General features: G+C 65.5%; 15 protein-coding genes. 6 read left to right on the forward strand and 9 right to left on the reverse strand.

Annotated features, from left to right (window positions below; genetic code table 11):
• Positions 1-12: 12 nt before the first annotated feature.
• Complete coding sequence (locus HWY05_RS05555; RefSeq protein WP_176057634.1) at positions 13-1,077, reverse strand: MerR family transcriptional regulator; 1,065 nt, start codon at positions 1,075-1,077, stop codon at positions 13-15.
• 234 nt (positions 1,078-1,311) lie between these two features.
• Here HWY05_RS05555 and HWY05_RS05560 point away from each other — a divergent pair, with 234 nt between their 5' ends.
• Complete coding sequence (locus HWY05_RS05560) at positions 1,312-2,319, forward strand: FAD-dependent oxidoreductase (protein ID WP_347880797.1); 1,008 nt, start codon at positions 1,312-1,314, stop codon at positions 2,317-2,319.
• A gap of 257 nt (positions 2,320-2,576) precedes the next feature.
• Here HWY05_RS05560 and HWY05_RS05565 read toward each other — a convergent pair whose 3' ends face one another.
• Positions 2,577-3,674, reverse strand: coding sequence for an NADH:flavin oxidoreductase/NADH oxidase (locus tag HWY05_RS05565; RefSeq protein WP_176057635.1), 1,098 nt, complete (start codon positions 3,672-3,674; stop codon positions 2,577-2,579).
• An 89-nt stretch (positions 3,675-3,763) separates the two neighbouring features.
• On the opposite strand from HWY05_RS05565, the gene HWY05_RS05570 reads away from it, so the two are divergent.
• Entirely contained in the window at positions 3,764-4,111 is a 348-nt protein-coding gene (locus HWY05_RS05570; RefSeq protein ID WP_176057636.1) for a helix-turn-helix domain-containing protein, read from the forward strand.
• A gap of 57 nt (positions 4,112-4,168) precedes the next feature.
• Here the strand turns inward: HWY05_RS05570 and HWY05_RS05575 are convergent, their stop codons facing one another.
• Positions 4,169-4,600, reverse strand: coding sequence for a response regulator (locus HWY05_RS05575; protein WP_176057808.1), 432 nt, complete (start codon positions 4,598-4,600; stop codon positions 4,169-4,171).
• A 111-nt stretch (positions 4,601-4,711) separates the two neighbouring features.
• Here HWY05_RS05575 and HWY05_RS05580 point away from each other — a divergent pair, with 111 nt between their 5' ends.
• The 4 genes from HWY05_RS05580 (at position 4,712) to HWY05_RS05595 (ending at position 10,321) form a co-directional block, all read left to right on the forward strand.
• Positions 4,712-5,611, forward strand: a complete 900-nt coding sequence (locus tag HWY05_RS05580) for a LysR family transcriptional regulator (RefSeq protein ID WP_176057637.1) — start codon at positions 4,712-4,714, stop codon at positions 5,609-5,611.
• 115 nt (positions 5,612-5,726) lie between these two features.
• Positions 5,727-7,097, forward strand: coding sequence for an MFS transporter (locus HWY05_RS05585; RefSeq protein ID WP_244146499.1), 1,371 nt, complete (start codon positions 5,727-5,729; stop codon positions 7,095-7,097).
• Between the two features lie 4 nt (positions 7,098-7,101).
• Positions 7,102-7,824 (forward strand): aldolase, encoded by a 723-nt coding sequence (locus HWY05_RS05590; RefSeq protein ID WP_035559350.1) that lies wholly within the window; start codon positions 7,102-7,104, stop codon positions 7,822-7,824.
• Between the two features lie 256 nt (positions 7,825-8,080).
• The gene (locus tag HWY05_RS05595; RefSeq protein WP_176057639.1) at positions 8,081-10,321 is read left to right on the forward strand and encodes a TonB-dependent siderophore receptor; all 2,241 of its coding nucleotides are present in this window, start codon (positions 8,081-8,083) and stop codon (positions 10,319-10,321) included.
• 201 nt (positions 10,322-10,522) lie between these two features.
• Here HWY05_RS05595 and HWY05_RS05600 read toward each other — a convergent pair whose 3' ends face one another.
• The 6 genes from HWY05_RS05600 to HWY05_RS05625 all read right to left on the reverse strand — a co-directional run bounded on the left by HWY05_RS05600 (position 10,523) and on the right by HWY05_RS05625 (position 16,116).
• Complete coding sequence (locus HWY05_RS05600) at positions 10,523-12,184, reverse strand: PepSY-associated TM helix domain-containing protein (protein WP_176057640.1); 1,662 nt, start codon at positions 12,182-12,184, stop codon at positions 10,523-10,525.
• Positions 12,185-12,241: 57 nt separating this feature from the next.
• Positions 12,242-12,556 carry a hypothetical protein gene (locus HWY05_RS05605; RefSeq protein WP_176057641.1) on the reverse strand — a complete coding sequence of 105 codons (315 nt, stop codon included), beginning with the start codon at positions 12,554-12,556 and terminating at the stop codon, positions 12,242-12,244.
• On the reverse strand, positions 12,553-12,831 hold the full coding sequence (locus HWY05_RS05610) for a hypothetical protein (protein WP_035559359.1): 279 nt from the start codon (positions 12,829-12,831) through the stop codon (positions 12,553-12,555). Before HWY05_RS05610 ends, HWY05_RS05605 begins: the two co-directional genes overlap by 4 nt.
• Before the next feature lie 120 nt (positions 12,832-12,951).
• On the reverse strand, positions 12,952-14,103 hold the full coding sequence (locus HWY05_RS05615) for a porin (protein ID WP_176057642.1): 1,152 nt from the start codon (positions 14,101-14,103) through the stop codon (positions 12,952-12,954).
• Positions 14,104-14,230: 127 nt separating this feature from the next.
• On the reverse strand, positions 14,231-15,049 hold the full coding sequence (locus HWY05_RS05620; protein ID WP_035559365.1) for an ABC transporter ATP-binding protein: 819 nt from the start codon (positions 15,047-15,049) through the stop codon (positions 14,231-14,233).
• Positions 15,046-16,116, reverse strand: a complete 1,071-nt coding sequence (locus HWY05_RS05625; protein ID WP_176057643.1) for an iron ABC transporter permease — start codon at positions 16,114-16,116, stop codon at positions 15,046-15,048. Before HWY05_RS05625 ends, HWY05_RS05620 begins: the two co-directional genes overlap by 4 nt.
• Positions 16,117-16,131: the final 15 nt, after the last annotated feature.

Below are 16,131 nucleotides of genomic sequence, written 5' to 3' on the forward strand. Positions count from 1 at the left end.
GTGCGTGCCGGTTTACTCTGTGGCGGCTTGCGGCAGCGGCGATTGCTGCGGCGACGGCGACTGCGCCTGCGCTTGCAACGCCGGCGCGGCGAACCAGCCCTCCTCCCGCGCGACGCGTTCGAGCGCGGCCTCGATCATCGCGCACGCCCGGTTGCTGACGTCGCCGAGATAACGGTGCAACGCGGCGTCCTGCGCCGAGCGGGACGAGCAGGTGTCGCTGTAGCGTTCGAACGCCGACAGCTTCATGACCAGTTCCGCCAGATGACGCGGGCACTCGCAGGCAATCGTCGACGAGCGCGCCGCGATCGCCTCCAGTTCGGGATCGTCGTAGCGACGCCGCACGCGCGACCAGACGGCGTCGTCGCCGGTGCGCTCCTGAATCCGCACGCGCTCGCAGAGGTCGCCCAGCATCTGGCGGAATTCCGTTCTGCCGTCGGCCTCGCGATACAGGCGCACGCCCGCCACGCGCAATAGTTCGGCCGCTGGCCCGGTGCCGAAACCGTAGACCACCGCCATCGCTTTAGCCTGATGCGCGTCGCCGAGCGCAATGATTTGCGCCGCGATGTCTTCCTGAAGCGAGTCAACGTTGACGAGCAATGCGTCGATCGACTCGCTTTTGCCAGCGCTCTGAGCGGCGGCGTCGGCAAGGTCGGCGAACGTGCTCAGTGTGTTCACGCCATAACGCCGCACATCCACGCCAGAACCTTGCAGGCGCTGCGCGAGATTGCCCCCCACCAGCCCAAGCTTGATATCGACGGTGTCGGCGACGCCAAAGTCCGGCGGGCCGTCGCCTTCGCGTGCGTTGCGGGAGGCCAGAAACTGCAACTGCTCGCGATCGAGCCGCGCAATCGCGCCGATCGCGTGGCCCCGGCTCACCAGCATCTTGATCAAAGTGAGGCGCCGAACGTCGTCTTCGGTGTAGAGCCGCTGTCCGGACGCGGTCTTGGCCGGACCGATCACGCCGTAACGGCGCTCCCAGATCCGCAGCGTCGTGACCGGCATTTTGGCCAGGCGCGCCGCTTCGCCGCTCTTGTACCCCTGTTGAATCGGAGATTGCTCGTCATGCGTAGTCACCATGAAACTCCATATGGGTCATCTTCGTTTCAAGCATAGGCCAAATTGCGCTACACCGACACGACTTATTGACTCAATTCCTCCATTTGAAACGCCTTTTTTGATGCGCTATGCTTTTTTCGTCAATCCCATGCTCCGCCTCGAATCACCGCGCCGCGCCCGCCGCTCCTGGTCCCGGGCGCGCGCCGTCGCCGTCCGCCGACGCCGGATCGTCCACTCAGCCACGCAGGCCGCATCGTGAACATTTCTGATTCCCGCCCGCATATCGCGGTTGTCGGCGCCGGCATCGCCGGCTTGTCATGCGCCACGACGCTGCGCGCCGCCGGCTGCCGGCTGCGTCTGTTCGACCGCAGCCGCGGCCCGGCCGGGCGCATGAGCGCGCGACGCGACGGCGACTGGCAGTGCGACCACGGCGCGCAATACTTCACCGCCCGCGACCGCGCGTTTCGCGCCGAAGTCGCGCGCTGGCAAAAGGCCGGCGCGGCGGCGGCGTGGCCCGCGCGCCTCGCCGTGCTGGACGCGCCGAACTCAACCGCGCACACCACGCAGATCGAGCGCTTCGTCGGCACGCCGCGCATGAGCGCGCCAGCGCGGCTGCTGGCCGAGACGCTGCCGCTCACCACCGATTGCACCATCGAGAAAGTGCTGTGCGAGCCGCGCGGCTGGCGCTTGTGGTCGGCCGAGCACGGCGTGATCGACGACCGTTTCGACGCCGTCGTGCTGGCGATGCCGGCGCCGCAAGTCGCGCCGCTGCTGCATGCACCCGCGCCCGAGCTCGCCGTGATGGCCAACAGCACGGTGATGCGCGCGTGCTGGGCGCTGATGCTGCGTTTCGACGCGCCGCTGCCGCTGGCCTTCGACGCCGCTTTCGTCAATCACGGCCCGCTGCGCTGGATGGCGCGCGACAGCAGCAAGCCCGGCCGCGGCGGTCCGGAAACGTGGCTGCTACATGCGCGAGCGGAGTGGAGCGAGGCGCATCTCGACACGCCGCCGGAGCAGGTCGCGGCGGCCATGCTGGCGGCGTTCGAACAATGCGGCGGACGCAAGCCCGTCGCATGGACCGCGCACCGCTGGTCTCACGCGGACGTGGCGCCCGACGGCGATCCAGCGCCCGGTTACGTGTGGCGCGAGATGGATGGCTTGGGGTTATGCGGCGACTGGCTCAACGGCGGACGCGTCGAAGGCGCGTGGTTGAGCGGGCGGGCGCTCGGGCATGAAATGCTGAGGGCGCTGCAGTCGGTTTAACGGGGGAGAGTGAAGCGGGTTTGTTGGCGCAGGCAGACGGTGCTTTACGCGCAGCCGTTGCTTCTAGCGACCGGCATGCTCGAAGCGCCGTAAGAGACGCCGCCCTACGCCACGCGCTCACTTCAAATTCAAGTGGGAAAAAACGAAAACGCGCCGTTCGCCCGCACGATCCAATCGCAGGCAAACGGCGGGCGCAACAACGGACAGCCAGCAGCGAACGCCGCAGCCATCCGTCAGCCCAAGATTCAACCCACGATTCAGGCCACCTTATAACGCTCAAGCCAATGCGCATACGGCGCCGGCAACGTCCACGACGGACGCTCGATCCCCAGCTTCTTCGCCGCGTGATACGGCCAATGCGGATCGGCCAGGTGTGCGCGGCCGACCATCACCAGATCGAGCTGCCCGTTCTCGACCGAGCGGTTCGCCAGTTCCGGCGTATCGATGCCCCATGCCGACGACACCGGAATATCCGCTTCACGCCGCACCCGTTCGGCGATCGGCGCGAGGAAGGCCGGCGCCCACGGAATCGCCGCCGTCGGCGTCGAAAAACCGACGCTCACGCTCAGCATGTCCAGCCCTTCGCGCTTGAAGTTTTTCGCCAGTTCGATCGATTCCACGAGGGTTTCCTCGTCGCGGCCGTCGTACTCGATCACGCCGAAACGCGCCGTCAACGGCAGATGTTCCGGCCACACCTTGCGCACCGCCGCCAGCGTTTCGAGCATGAAGCGGCTGCGGTTGTCGAGGCTGCCGCCGTACGCGTCGTCGCGCTGATTCGAGTGCGTCGAGAAGAAGCTCTGGCCGAGATAGCCGTGCGCGAAATGCAGTTCGAGCCATTCGAAGCCCGCGTCGAGCGCGCGTTTTGCGGCGGCGACGAAGTCTTCGCGAACCCGCGCGATGTCGTCGAGCGTCATGGCTTTCGGCACTTTCGGCAAACCGCCGCCGAACGCAATCGCCGACGGCGCAAGGGTTTGCCAGCCGCGCGGGTCGTTTTCAGCGATATGGTCGTCGCCTTCCCACGGACGGTTGGCGCTGGCTTTGCGGCCGGCATGCGCGATCTGGATGCCCGGCACCGCGCCGGACGCCTTGATCGACGCGACCACCGGCGCGAACGCCTGCGCCTGCTCGTCGTTCCAGATGCCCGCGCAGCCCGGCGTGATGCGGCCTTCCGGCGACACCGCCGTCGCTTCGACGATCACCAGCCCCGCGCCGCCGCGTGCCAGACCGGCGAGGTGCACGCGGTGCCAGTCGTTGATCAGACCGTCTTCGGCGGTGTACTGGCACATCGGCGGAATGGCGATACGGTTGCGCAAGGACACGTCCTTGAGCTTGTACGGCTGGAACAATGCGGACATTCGGTTCAACTCCTTCTGGGATAAGCTTGTACGGTAGTTCGATAAACATCGAATAACGAAGTATCTCAGAAACGTTTATGATCTGCAGGATGCGTACTTATAACCATCCTGCCGCTGAGGACTTCACGCTCGGGCGGCTCTTCCATGCGTTGAGCGATCCGGTGCGGCTCGAGATCGTGCGACGGCTGGCGTCGGTCGACGAGGCCACCTGCGGCGATCTCGACGGCGGCCGGCCGAAGTCGACGGTGTCCCATCATTTCCGGATCCTGCGTGAGTCGGGGCTCGTGCGCACGCGCGTGGCGGGCACCGTGCATCAGAATTCGCTGCGGCGCGCGGAGCTGGACGCGCGTTTCCCCGGTTTGATGGAGGCGGTGCTCAGGCAGCTCGTCGCGGAGGATTTCGCGGCGAACGAGCCGGTGCTGAGCGAGCCGGCCTGAACGGCAGGCCGGAAACCAGCGGAATCGGCGGACGAGGTGGACGACGCGTAGGCGGATCTACTCGCGCCAGAGCTTGCGCATCAGCGCGAGCAACGCGGTCGGCGCGGTGCCTTTTTGACAATAACCGTCAAAATTGTGGCGCGCTTTACCGGTTTCCTTCACGTGATCCTCGTCGAGCGATGTGAACGCGACGATGCCGAGACTGTGTGTCGGCAGATAGCTGCGCAGCGCGCTCGCGGTCTCGTAGCCGTCGTGCTCCGGCATCATGATGTCGAGCACCACGACGTCCGGCACCCAGTCCTTCACACAGCGCAGCGCTTCCGCGCAACCGTTGGCGGAGCGGGCTTCCACGCCTTCGTAGGAGAGATAGGTGGCGAGCGCTTCGGCCGCGCCGGCGTTGTCGTCGACAACCAGCACGCGCGGCATTTCGTGTAAGACCCGGATCTCGCGGGCGCTCCACCTTTGACAGGTCGATGGGGTTCGGGACATGGCTAACCGCTTGCGAAAAAAACACTTACCGCCAGCAAGCTGCGTACCATACCCGCTGTTGTCGTCCCTGCCCCTGTTCAAACCGGCCGCCGCTGCCATGCTCTCGCTCTCATGAAACCGCTCGCCAACCGGGACCATCAACTGCGCCTGTTCGTCGCCGTCGCAAAGGCGAATTCGTTGCGCGAAGCCGCCGAGATTCTCGGCCTCACGCAACCCGCGCTGAGCAAACAGATTCGCGCGCTCGAAGCGGCGCTGAACGAGACGCTGTTTCTGCGCCACGGCCGCGGCATGCAGTTGACGCCCGCCGGCGAAGCGCTGTTTCTGAAACTCGAACCGCTGTTCAACTCGCTCGACGCCACCTTCGCGCACGCCGGTCATCCCGGCGAACAGCGCGGCACGCTGCGCATTGCGACCGTGCAAACGCTGGTGGCCTGGTTCATCCCCGAGTTGAGCCGTCAATTGCTCGCGCTCTACCCTGACCTGCTGCTGACGATTCATTGCGACAGTTCGGCCAACGTGGTCGAAAGCGTGGAGCGCGGCAAAGCGGATCTCGGTTTTGTCTATGAGACCGCCGTGGATGGCCCCGAACTGGTCGCCGAACCGCTATTCGACGAACGGCTGGCGCTTTATATCCGCGCTGGCCACACGGCCGACGCCGACGCGCTGGCCAACCTCGGCGGCTTGCCGCTGATTCTGCCGCCGCGGCCGTTCGCGCTGCGCCGTATGGTCGAGCGGGCGCTGGGGTATAGCGTGCAGCCGTATATCGAATGCGATTCGCTCGAATTGTGTCTGCGCCTCGTGTCGATCGGCGACGGCGTGACCGTGCTGCCCGACAGCCTGCCGCGCGATATGGTCGAGGATCGCGGCCTGCGCCGCGTACCGTTGAACGCCATTTCGCCGCGCCGGCTGGTTGCGCTGTCGCGCCGCGCACGCGGCGCGTCGCGCAGCTTCGACAGCGCGCTCGAGATCGCTTTGCGCGCCGGCGCCCAAAGCGCGATAACTCCCGGTTAATCCAGAGTTATTTCTGGGCACATAGCTCACGTCCTGCAAGGGACCAATACTGGCTTCAGTCCGGCAGCCTCGCGCCGATCACCGGAGTCAGTCCCCCTCTTGCATGGAACCCACCGTGAACGATCCTCTTTCCGCGTTCGACGGCCTCGCCGCCGCGACGCCGCGCCGCGCGCTGCCGCCCCGTTACAAGGCCGTCTTGTCAGCCACCGCCGGTTCGATCATCGAAGGCTTCGACTTCATCGCGTACGGCACCGCGGCAGCACTGGTGTTCAACCGGCAGTTCTTTCCCAATCTCGATCCCACCAGCGCGACGCTGGCATCGTTCGGCGCGTTCGCCACGGGTCTTTTCGCGCGACCGCTCGGCGCGGTGCTGTTCGGCCATTTCGGCGACCGCCTCGGCCGCAAGTCGATGCTGACGCTGTCGCTCTTCCTGATGGGCTTTTCCACCATCGCGATCGGCCTGATCCCGAACTATGCGCAGATCGGCGCGTGGTCTGCCGTTCTGCTGGTCGCATTGCGGATCCTGCAAGGCGTGGCGCTCGGCGGCGAAATGGGCGGCGCCGTGCTGATGGCGGTCGAACATGCGCCCGCGAGCCGCGCGGGTCTGTTCGGCAGCCTGCCGCAAATCGGACCGCCGATCGGCCTGCTGCTGTCGACGCTCGCCTTCAGTCTGTTGACCCGGCTGCCCGAGCCAGCCTTTCAAAGCTGGGGCTGGCGCGTGCCGTTTCTCGCCAGCGTCGTGCTGGTGCTGCTCGGCGCGTTCGTCCGGCGCAGCGTGGGCGAAACGCCGGCGTTCGAAAAAGCCGCGCGTGCCCGGCAACCCGCCGACGTGCCGCTCTGGCAACTGCTGACGCGGCATAAGAAAGCGTTGCTGCTGGCGATCGGCGCGAAGCTGCCCGAAGTCACCCTTTACTACGTGCTCACGGTGTTTCTGGTGTCCTATGCATCGACGCGGCTGGGGTTCAGCCGCAACGCCGTGTTGCAGGCGGTCATGCTCGGCGCAGCGATTCAGATCGTGACCTTGCCGCTGATCGGCTACTTCGCGGATCGTGTCGGCGTGCGACGGTTTTACCTCGGCGGCGCGGTGGTCATGGCGTTGTGCGTCGTGCCGCTGCTGCGGTGGATCGATAGCGGCAGTCTCGTCGCGTTGCAGGTAGCCGTGGCCATTGCGCTCGGCCTGAACTATCCGCTGCTGTTCGGTCCGCAGTCGGCACTGTTCGCCGCGCAGTTTCCCGTCGCGGTGCGCTTTTCCGGCATTTCCATCGGCATTCAGTTTGCTGCAGCCATCGGCGGCGGGCTGGCGCCGATCGTGGCGACCGCGCTCGTTTCACGCTTCCATAGTCTGCAGCCGATCGCGTTTTACGTCGGCGCGCTCGCGGCCGTAGCTGCGCTGTGCACACGTCTGATGAAAAACGTGCCTTCGGCGCAAACGCCAACGCAAACTCAAACACCGACGCCGATGTCGCTTAACTCGCAAGGAGAATGAACTCATGAAACAGCGCGCAACCGTCACGGGCATCGGCGCGGTCAATGCCGACGACCCGCTCGGCACACTTGCCGACGCCTGCCGCATCCTGTCGGCGAAAGGCCATATGGCGAGCCTCGCCGGACAGATCACCTGGCGCGACGCGACGCATCGCGGCTACTGGACGCCCGCGCTCGGCACGAACTTCGCGGACGCGTCGGCGGCGTCCCTCGTGCTCGTCGACGATGAACTCAACGTGCTGGAAGGCGCCGGCCGGCCGAATCCGGCGGTCCGGTTTCACGCGTGGGTGTATCGGCATCGTCCCGACGTGCACGCGATCGTCCACACGCATCCGCGCCACATCAGCGCGCTGTCGATGCTCGGCGTGCCGCTGCCCGTCGCGCACATGGACGCCTGCATGTTCCACGACGATTGCGGCTTCCTGGAAGACTGGCCCGGCGTGCCGATCGACGACGAAGAAGGCCGCATCATCACCGCGGCGCTAGGGGCGCGGCGCTCCGCACTGCTCGTCAATCATGGCTACATCTGCGCGTGCGCGTCGGTCGAGGAAAGCGTGTACATGGCGGTATCGATGGAAAACGCCGCCGAACTGGCGCTGCTGGCCATGGCGGCCGGCACGATCAAACCGGTGCGCGCCGATCTCGCTCAGGCGGCGCATGACTTTCTGCTACAGCCTTCGATCGTGAACGCGACCTTCGCGTATTGGCTAGAGCAGGCTGGAAGATAAATCGCAAGCCACGCCGGCGCGGGCGTGGCGTGGCGTGGCGTGGCGTGGGCATGGCGTCAAATTGATACGAAATTGTTCCTTTCAAATGAAAATGATTCGCATTTGAATTATAATTCGCCGGAACAAAAGTTCCGCGTATGGACAGATGATCTGCTAATTGCATATTGATTGCCCGCCGGGACGCCAGAAAAATGCCGCCCGGATTCCAAACGCGCCCCGGGACGGAAGATCGACGACCACGCCCATTCCTTCATCCATGTCCGTTTCACGCTCGAACACGCCGCAGGTCGCGCCTGCTAAAACCGCGCTTCACCGCGCCGCCATTCTCACCGCCATCGCCGTCGCGTTCAGTGTGCCGGCTGTCGCTTCGGCCCAATCGGCCGAAGCGACACAAGCGCCTCAAGCACCGCAATCGCCCCAGGCAACCGGCAAGGACGCCGCGCCCGGCAGCACCCTGCCCGCCGTCAAGGTCCAGGCGGCCAAAGAAGCGCTGCCCGGCGATCTCGCGCCGACTTTCGGCGGCGGCCAGGTGGCGCGCGGCGCCGACTTCGGCGTGCTCGGCCAGCAGAAGAATCTCGACATGCCGTTCAGCATGACGACCTACACGTCGAAACTGATCGAAGACCAGCAAGCCCGCACCGTCGGCGACGTGCTCGCCAACGATCCCGCCGTGCGCGTCGCCAACGGTTTCGGCAACTTCTCGCAGGTCTACATCATTCGCGGCTTCCAGTTACAGGGCGACGACGTCTCGCTCAACGGCCTCTACGGCATCACGCCGCGTCAGCTGGTGGCGACCGATGCGCTCGAACGCGTCGACCTGTTCAAAGGCGCGAACGCGTTTCTGGGCGGCGCCTCGCCGAACGGCTCGGCGGTCGGCGGCGGCCTGAACCTGCAACTGAAACGCGCCGACGACAAACCGCTGACCCGCGTCACACTCGAAACCAGCGGCTCGGGCGAGTTCGGCGCGCACGTCGACGTGGGCCGCCGCTTCGGCAGCCAGGACCAGTTCGGCATTCGCGTGAACCAGGCGAACCGCGACGGCGAAACCTCGATTGACGGCGAACACCGGCGCGACAACACCACGGCGGTCTCGCTCGACTGGCGCGGCGACAAGGTGCGCTTGTACGGCGATTTTCTGTATCAGCGCCAGCGCGTCAACGACGGCCGTCCGACGGTCAACGTCAGCGGCAATTTCGTCCCGGAGCCGCCGTCGGCGACTTACAACTACGCGCAGACCTGGAGCAGCAGTTCGCTCGAGGACACGGTCGGCATCCTGCGCGCGGAATACGACTTCCTGCCCGGCTGGACCGCCTATGTGGCCGGCGGCGCGCGCCATACCGACGAACACGGCGACTACGCGTCGCCGACCGTCGGCAACACCGGCACGACCTCGTTCCGCCTCGGCGTGCCGCATCAGGAAGATGCCACGTCCGCGGAAGCCGGCGTGCGCGGCCGCTTCAACACCGGCCCGGTTTCGCACTTCGTGACGGCGGGCGCGTCGATCGTGCGCGTCGACTCGCAGTCGGCCTTCACGTTCAGCGGTTCGTTCAACACCGACCTGTACAACACGCCGCAACTGCCGTCGCCGGTCACGATCGGTTCGGGCGGCAATCTGGCCGATCCGCAAACCACCGCGCTCTCGTTGATGCGCAGCGTCGCGGTGTCGGACACGCTGGGCTTCCTGAACGATCGCGTGCTGTTCACGATCGGCGCGCGGCATCAGGCGCTGCACTCGAACGCGTTCGACTACACCGGCAAGCAGACCGAGGCCTATAACGATTCGATCACGACGCCGCTGTTCGGCCTCGTCATCAAGGCGACGCAGAACCTGTCGTTCTTCGCGAACCGCAGCGAAGCATTGACGGTCGGCTCGCAAGCGCCGACCAACGCGCTGAACTTCGGCGCGTTGCTGCCACCCGAGCGCTCGAAACAGTACGAAGTCGGCACGAAGTACGACAACGGCAACTACGGCGCGTCGCTGGCCGCGTTCCAGATCGAGAAGCCGTCGACCTTCACGAACGGCGCGGGCTTCTTCGTTGCGGACGGCACCGAGCGCCATCGCGGCATTGAAGCGTCGGTGTTCGGCGAGCCGTACAAGGGCGTGCGCGTGATCGCCGGCGCGACTTACATCAACGCGCAGCAACTCGACACGGCCGGCGGCGCGACCGACGGCAAGCGGCCGATCGGCGTGCCGAGCTTCATGTTCAACCTGGGCGCGGAATACGATGTGCCGGTGGTCAACGGCTTGACGCTGACCGCGCGCTGGACGCATACCGGCCCGCAGTATCTGAACACGACGAATACGCTGTCGATTCCGACGTGGGACACGTTCGACCTCGGCGCGCGCTACGCTGCCGTGGTGTTCGGCAAGCCGACCACGTTCCGCGCCAGCGTGCTGAACGTCGCGAACAAGTCGTACTGGTCGTCGACGACGGGCGGTTATCTGACACAGGGCGCGCCGCGCACGTTCCTGCTGTCGATGACGACCGACTTCTAAGTGTTGACGGACCCGAGTCGCGGTTGAAGCGATGTCGGTAAGCGATAAAAAACGCCGCCGGGCTGATGGCCCGGCGGCGTTTTTCTATGTGGCGGGTGATGCGTGCAGTGCTCTTGATCGGGTCGCGATAGCGATAGCGATAGCGATAGCGCTAGCGCCCAGCGTTACGGACAACAACATACCGTTGCCGAACGTCGCCGGTTAGCGTCCGTGTTGTTGCTCTGTGTCGACCGGCGAAACGGTCTCATCCGCCTCACCCGCCACAGCCGCCTGTCCCGAGCGCAGCGACCACACGCTATCCACGCGCGCCGACCCGACACGCGCACGCGTCTTGCGCCACATCCACGCGAAACACAGGGCGCCAAGCGCCGCGCCGATATCGACACCGAGCGGACTCAGGTCCGTGGAGAACCACAAGCCGCTAGACGGCACCATCCAACCGATCAGACTCGCCACCGGAATCGCCGCCGTGGACAACGTCGCCAACGCCAGCAATTCCACCGACCCGCGCGCCGCGCCACGCAACATCGCCCAGACGATCGCCGCGATAAACGCCGTGTAGTAGATGCCGATATGCCACGCCGACAGATTGCTCACGTGGCCAGCGAGCAGCTTACCGGCAGCGAGCGTCGCCGAAATGCCGCAGATGCAGCCGAGCGTCACGCCGACCGTCAACGACGCCATCAAGAAGGTCGAGCGCCGCTGCGTGACCGCGACGCCGTCGCGCCGCATCGCCTTGCGGCGGCTTTCGATCCACAACAGATTGCCCGAGTAAAACAGGAACGCGCCCGCGAGCCCGAGCACGAAATACCCCCAGCGCACCGGCGCGCCGCCGTAGCTACCGAAATGCAGCGCATAGAACGCGCTCGTCGAGGCCGACCAGTGATTGCCGTTGCCCTCGCCCGGGAGAAACTGCGCGTTGAGAAACGCGCCGCTGAACGGGTCCATCAACGCGAAACCGCCGTAACGCGCAAGATAACCGGCAGCGTCGCCCGCGACGAACACCGTCGCGCCGGCTGCTCCCGCGCCGCGATAACGCAACGCCGTCGGCACGAAATGCGGGGCACGTTCGTGGACTTTCGCGAGCAACTGGGCGGGCGGCAGCATCGCGGGCACGGACGTGCCTTGCGATCCAGCGGGTCCCTTCGCGAAGAACGGGTTTTGCGCGGTCATCATCGGCTTGAGCGAGCCTTCGTAGATCAGCTTGTCCTGCACGTCGAAGATGGTGTCGCCCAGGCCGAACGCGACCGCCGACAACGCCATCACCAGATGAAACGGCAAGCTCAGAATGCCGACCACGTTGTGCGCGTCCAGCCACATCCGCTTCAGATTCTTGCCGATGCGCAACGCGAACAGATCCTTCACCAGCGTCGGCAGCAACACGATCACACCGGACACCAGCGCGAGCCCGTACAGCAGCGACACCACGCCCATCACTCCTACGCCGACATCGTAGCCACCCGGTACGCCGCCCGTCATATGCAACGCGTCGATAAGCCGCGCCGCGTCGGAAGGCCGGCTTTGCGTCGCGTGCAAACCGCCCTGCCCGTCGAGCCACGCCTGCCAGCGCTGCCCCGGTGCGGCTTGCCAGGAAAGCCGCACGCGGTCCGCGTCGACGAGCGTCAGCGTGAACATCTTGCGCGCCGCCGGATACGCGCTGAGCGTGCGGTCGATCAGCGCATCTGCGCGATCGAGCGGCACCGTCGGCGTGGCGACGACCGCGGGCGGCGCCGTCCAGTCGCTCAGCGAATCCTTGAACATGGTGATCGCGCCCGCGTAGAACGCGATGAAAAGCAGCAGACCGGCGACGATGCCGGTCCACGTATGAACGGTCTTATAGACGCGAAGAATATCGCTGCGCATGCTGAACGGAAGATGAAACGAGCGGCGCGCCGCTCGCGGAATAAACAGCCGACGCGCTCAGACCGGCAAGCGCTGACAGAGCAGAACCAGCGCGAACGCGGCCACATTCGCCACGACGAGCCAGGCGGCCGCGCGTACGGCGCCACGAAACAGAAACGTTGCGGACGCAACCGCCATCCAGACTGGCGGCACGAGCCACATCGCGACATGGAATTTGCTGGCCGCCGTGAGGCCACCCGGCGACAGACGCGCGAGCAACGCGCTCGCCGCAATCGCAAGACCGAAACCGCCCAGCGCGCCAATCACGAATTTCAGCAGCAGTCCATGCTCGATCGAACCGGCCGCTTGCCGGTGAGTGGCAGCGCGCGTCATCGCGCGGCGCGCCTGAAGCGCGTACGTTCGATCAACGCGCCGACGAACGGATAAACGGTCAGGCTCGCCATCAGCGTCGTGACGACCACCGACAGCGACGTCACCGGTTGCAGAGCACTCGCCGCGCACCCAACCGAAAGCGCGACGCAAACCGCCGCCGCGCAGCGCGCCGGAAGTGCAGGCAACGGCGCGCGCAACCAGCGCTGGCCCGGCATGCTGCAATAAAAAAACAACGCGCCGGCACAGGCCAGCGCGACGATGAAAACGTTACCCATGATTCGACGAAATGGCGTCCGAGGTCAGAGCTTGTTAATGAGAATGATTATCATACACGCCCGGTCGTTTTTTCGTCTGGTAGCGTGGCAACGTCCGTTGAGCGCGCCACGCTCAATGCGTTAGAAACGGTGCCGCATACCCGCCGCCACAACGACCTGCTGGTTGGTCGACGAAGCGGTCTGGCCGCTGACATCGGCGGTGAGACCCGAGCCGTCGGCGCTGATGTGTTCGTAGCTGCCTTGCAGATACACATCGGTACGCTTGGACAACGCATAGTTGGCCTGCAGCGACACTTCATGCCACTTCGGATGATGTTCGCCGTGCGCATTCGACAACGCGCCGGACGTATACGTGTACTCGCCGTTCAGACTCAACGCCGCCGTCAACGCGTAGCTCGCGTTCGCTTCGTAGTTGCTGAAGCTCGCGCCCTGGCCGTTCTGCACGAGGCCGAGACTATTCGCGCCGTTGATCGTCGCGAGCCCGCCGAGCTGCGTGCGCGTCCACACGAAGCCGAAGGTCGCCGCACCGAGCGCATAGTTCGCGCCCGCGCCGTAAGTGCGCTGACGCGCCGCGATAAAGGTACGGTCGGTCAGCGTCAACGCGCCATTCGCGTTGCTGCTGCCGCCGTTGTTCGCTTGCAGGTAACCCGCGCCGAGACTCAACGGACCCGCGTTATACGAAGCGCCGAAGCTATACAAGCGGTTGTCGTCGAAACCCGCGGCTTCGTTCGAGAAGCCGTACAACGCGCCGAAGCGCAAGCCGGCATAGTCGTTACTCGCGAACTTCAGCGAGTTGTTCACGCGGAACGAGTTGTTCAGGTTGTCGTTGTCGTACGGATGCGCGGACAGATTATTGCCGCCGGGATGATGTCCGGTGAAGCTGAGCGGCGCCAGATAATCCACCACCGAATCGTACTGTCGCCCGAGCGTGATCGTGCCGAGGCTGTTGTTCGTCAGCCCCGTATACGCCTGATAGCCGAACATGCGGCCGCCCTGGCGCAGCGTTCCGTTCATCACGCTGAAGCCGCTTTCGAGCTGGAAAATCGCCGCAGTGCCGCCGCCCAGATCTTCGCGGCCGCGAAAGCCCCAATGGCTGCCCGTCACGTTGCCGCTGCCCGCCTGCACGTTGCTGTGGCCGTTCTGGTTGTTCACGTAGGACAAGCCCGCATCGATAATGCCGTACAGCGCCACGCTCGACTGCGCGTGCGCCATCGGTGCGTGAACCGCGCCGTACCCCGCCGCGCACGCGGCAATCATCAGAACCTTCTTCATTGTTTTCCCCTGGTCAGTCGATAGATCTAGGCAACCGCGAGCGCGCACAACGACGCGACGCCTTCAACGAAGGCGTCGTTCGATCTACGGCAAACGGCTTGTGTAGTGGGCTGGCTGGGCCGCGTGGTTAACGGCTGGCGATGCCCGTGCGATCGGCGAGACCGTCGATCAGCACTTGATGGTGTCCACGCGAGCACGGCTCGATTCGCGCGACGACACCGAAAACGTGAGCCAGGCTCGCCGCCGTGACGACGGCCGGCGGTGGTCCGAACTGGACGATGCGGCCGTCGTGCAGCAACATCGCGCGGTCGCAGGCACGCATGGCGACGTTGATGTCGTGCAGCACGACGACGGTCACGATGCCGCGCTCGCGCGTCACGTCGCGCAACACCTGCATCACATGAAACTGATGGTTCAGATCGAGCGCGGAGAGCGGCTCGTCGAGCAGCAACACTTGCGGATCGCGCACCAGCGCCTGCGCGATGCCGACCAGTTGACGCTGACCGCCGGACAGTTCGTCGAGCGAGCGCGTGGCGAGCGTGTCGATACCGAGGCGTTGCAGCACCGCGTGCGCGTGCGCGATATCGTTCGCGTGATGCGCACCGCGCGGTTGCAGCGACGCACCGCGCGTCGCGCGGCACGCCACTAGTACCGACTCCAGCACCTGCAGCCGCACACCCGCAGGCAGTGCCTGCGGCAGATACACGACGCTATGCGAGCGCGCGCTCGCCGCCGACAACGCGAGCTTCTCGCCATCCAGCGACAACGCTCCGCTACTCGCGTGCGTGAGACCCGCCAACGTGCGCAGCAACGTGGATTTACCGCTGCCGTTCGGTCCGAGCAGCGCGGTGATCTGACCGCGCGGCAGCGGTCCGGCGTCGAGCGAAATGAGAACCTGGCGGCGTCCGTAATTGACGCTCAGGTCGTGAATGTGCAGCCCGCTCATCCGAGTTGCCCCTGCGATCGCACGACGATACCGAGAAACAGCGGAATGCCCACCAGCGCCGTGACGATGCCCACCGGAATCAGCACGCCCGGAATGATCAGCTTCGACGCGATCGACGCCAGCGACAACATCAGCGCACCGAGCAACGCGCTACCCGGCAGATAGAAACGATGGTCCTCGCCGAACAGGGTCCGCGCGATATGCGGCGCGATCAGACCGACAAAACCGATCGTGCCGACGAACGACACCGCGAGCGCCGACAACACCGAGACGCGCAACAGCGTGCCCAGCCGCAAACGTCGCACGTCGATGCCGAAGCTGGCCGCGCGATCTTCGCCGAGGCGCAGCGCGGTGAGCGTCCACGCGTTGCGCATCGACATGGGCAACGCGATCGCGAGCGCCACGCTCAGCACGGCGATCTTGGTCCAGTCGGCACGCGCGAGCGAACCCAGCGTCCAGAACACGAGACCTTGCAGCGCGTCGGCCGACGCGATGAACTGCATCAGCGACACCAGCGCGTGAAATGCGAACACCAGCGCAATGCCCATCAGCACCACGCCCGCCGTGCTCATGCCGCGCCAACGCGCGACGCCGTCGAGCACCAGCGCGGACAACAGCGCGAACACGAAGGCGTTGGCGGAGATGATCCATGTTTGCGACACACCGGGAATCGCGATGTCGAGCACGATCGCGAGCGACGCGCCGAATGCCGCCGCCGCCGACACGCCGAGCGTGTACGGACTCGCGAGCGGATTGTTGAGGATGGTCTGCATCTCCGCGCCCGACAAACCCAACGACGCGCCCACGATCAACGCCATCACCGCATACGGCAAGCGGATCTGCCAGACGATCACGCTCGTTGCCGGATCGGCCGAAGACGGATCGAACACCGTGCGCAACAGCGACGCGATCGGCAAACCCGACGGGCCGGAGCGCAGATCGAACAGCAACGCGCAGACAATTAACGCGGCGAGCGCCACCAGCGACATCACGCGTCGTTGCGTGAGACGCCGATAGCTGCGCAGGCTGGCGCCGTGCGGATCAACCTGATTCACAAGCGTGGACATCGATTCGATTCCGCT

Origin of the sequence: Paraburkholderia sp. BCC1876, from assembly GCF_902833695.1 — a bacterium.
GTDB lineage: Bacteria > Pseudomonadota > Gammaproteobacteria > Burkholderiales > Burkholderiaceae > Paraburkholderia.

Excerpts from the sequence above, each read along its gene's own strand:
- HWY05_RS05615 (WP_176057642.1), bottom strand. The coding sequence starts at position 14,103 with ATGAAGAAGGTTCTGATGATTGCCGCGTGCGCGGCGGGGTACGGCGCG.
- HWY05_RS05590 (WP_035559350.1), top strand. The coding sequence starts at position 7,102 with ATGAAACAGCGCGCAACCGTCACGGGCATCGGCGCGGTCAATGCCGAC.
- HWY05_RS05570 (WP_176057636.1), top strand. The coding sequence starts at position 3,764 with ATGCGTACTTATAACCATCCTGCCGCTGAGGACTTCACGCTCGGGCGG.
- HWY05_RS05620 (WP_035559365.1), bottom strand. The coding sequence starts at position 15,049 with ATGAGCGGGCTGCACATTCACGACCTGAGCGTCAATTACGGACGCCGC.
- HWY05_RS05605 (WP_176057641.1), bottom strand. The coding sequence starts at position 12,556 with ATGACGCGCGCTGCCACTCACCGGCAAGCGGCCGGTTCGATCGAGCAT.
- HWY05_RS05575 (WP_176057808.1), bottom strand. The coding sequence starts at position 4,600 with ATGTCCCGAACCCCATCGACCTGTCAAAGGTGGAGCGCCCGCGAGATC.
- HWY05_RS05555 (WP_176057634.1), bottom strand. The coding sequence starts at position 1,077 with ATGGTGACTACGCATGACGAGCAATCTCCGATTCAACAGGGGTACAAG.
- HWY05_RS05595 (WP_176057639.1), top strand. The coding sequence starts at position 8,081 with ATGTCCGTTTCACGCTCGAACACGCCGCAGGTCGCGCCTGCTAAAACC.
- HWY05_RS05580 (WP_176057637.1), top strand. The coding sequence starts at position 4,712 with ATGAAACCGCTCGCCAACCGGGACCATCAACTGCGCCTGTTCGTCGCC.
- HWY05_RS05610 (WP_035559359.1), bottom strand. The coding sequence starts at position 12,831 with ATGGGTAACGTTTTCATCGTCGCGCTGGCCTGTGCCGGCGCGTTGTTT.
- HWY05_RS05565 (WP_176057635.1), bottom strand. The coding sequence starts at position 3,674 with ATGTCCGCATTGTTCCAGCCGTACAAGCTCAAGGACGTGTCCTTGCGC.
- HWY05_RS05625 (WP_176057643.1), bottom strand. The coding sequence starts at position 16,116 with ATGTCCACGCTTGTGAATCAGGTTGATCCGCACGGCGCCAGCCTGCGC.
- HWY05_RS05600 (WP_176057640.1), bottom strand. The coding sequence starts at position 12,184 with ATGCGCAGCGATATTCTTCGCGTCTATAAGACCGTTCATACGTGGACC.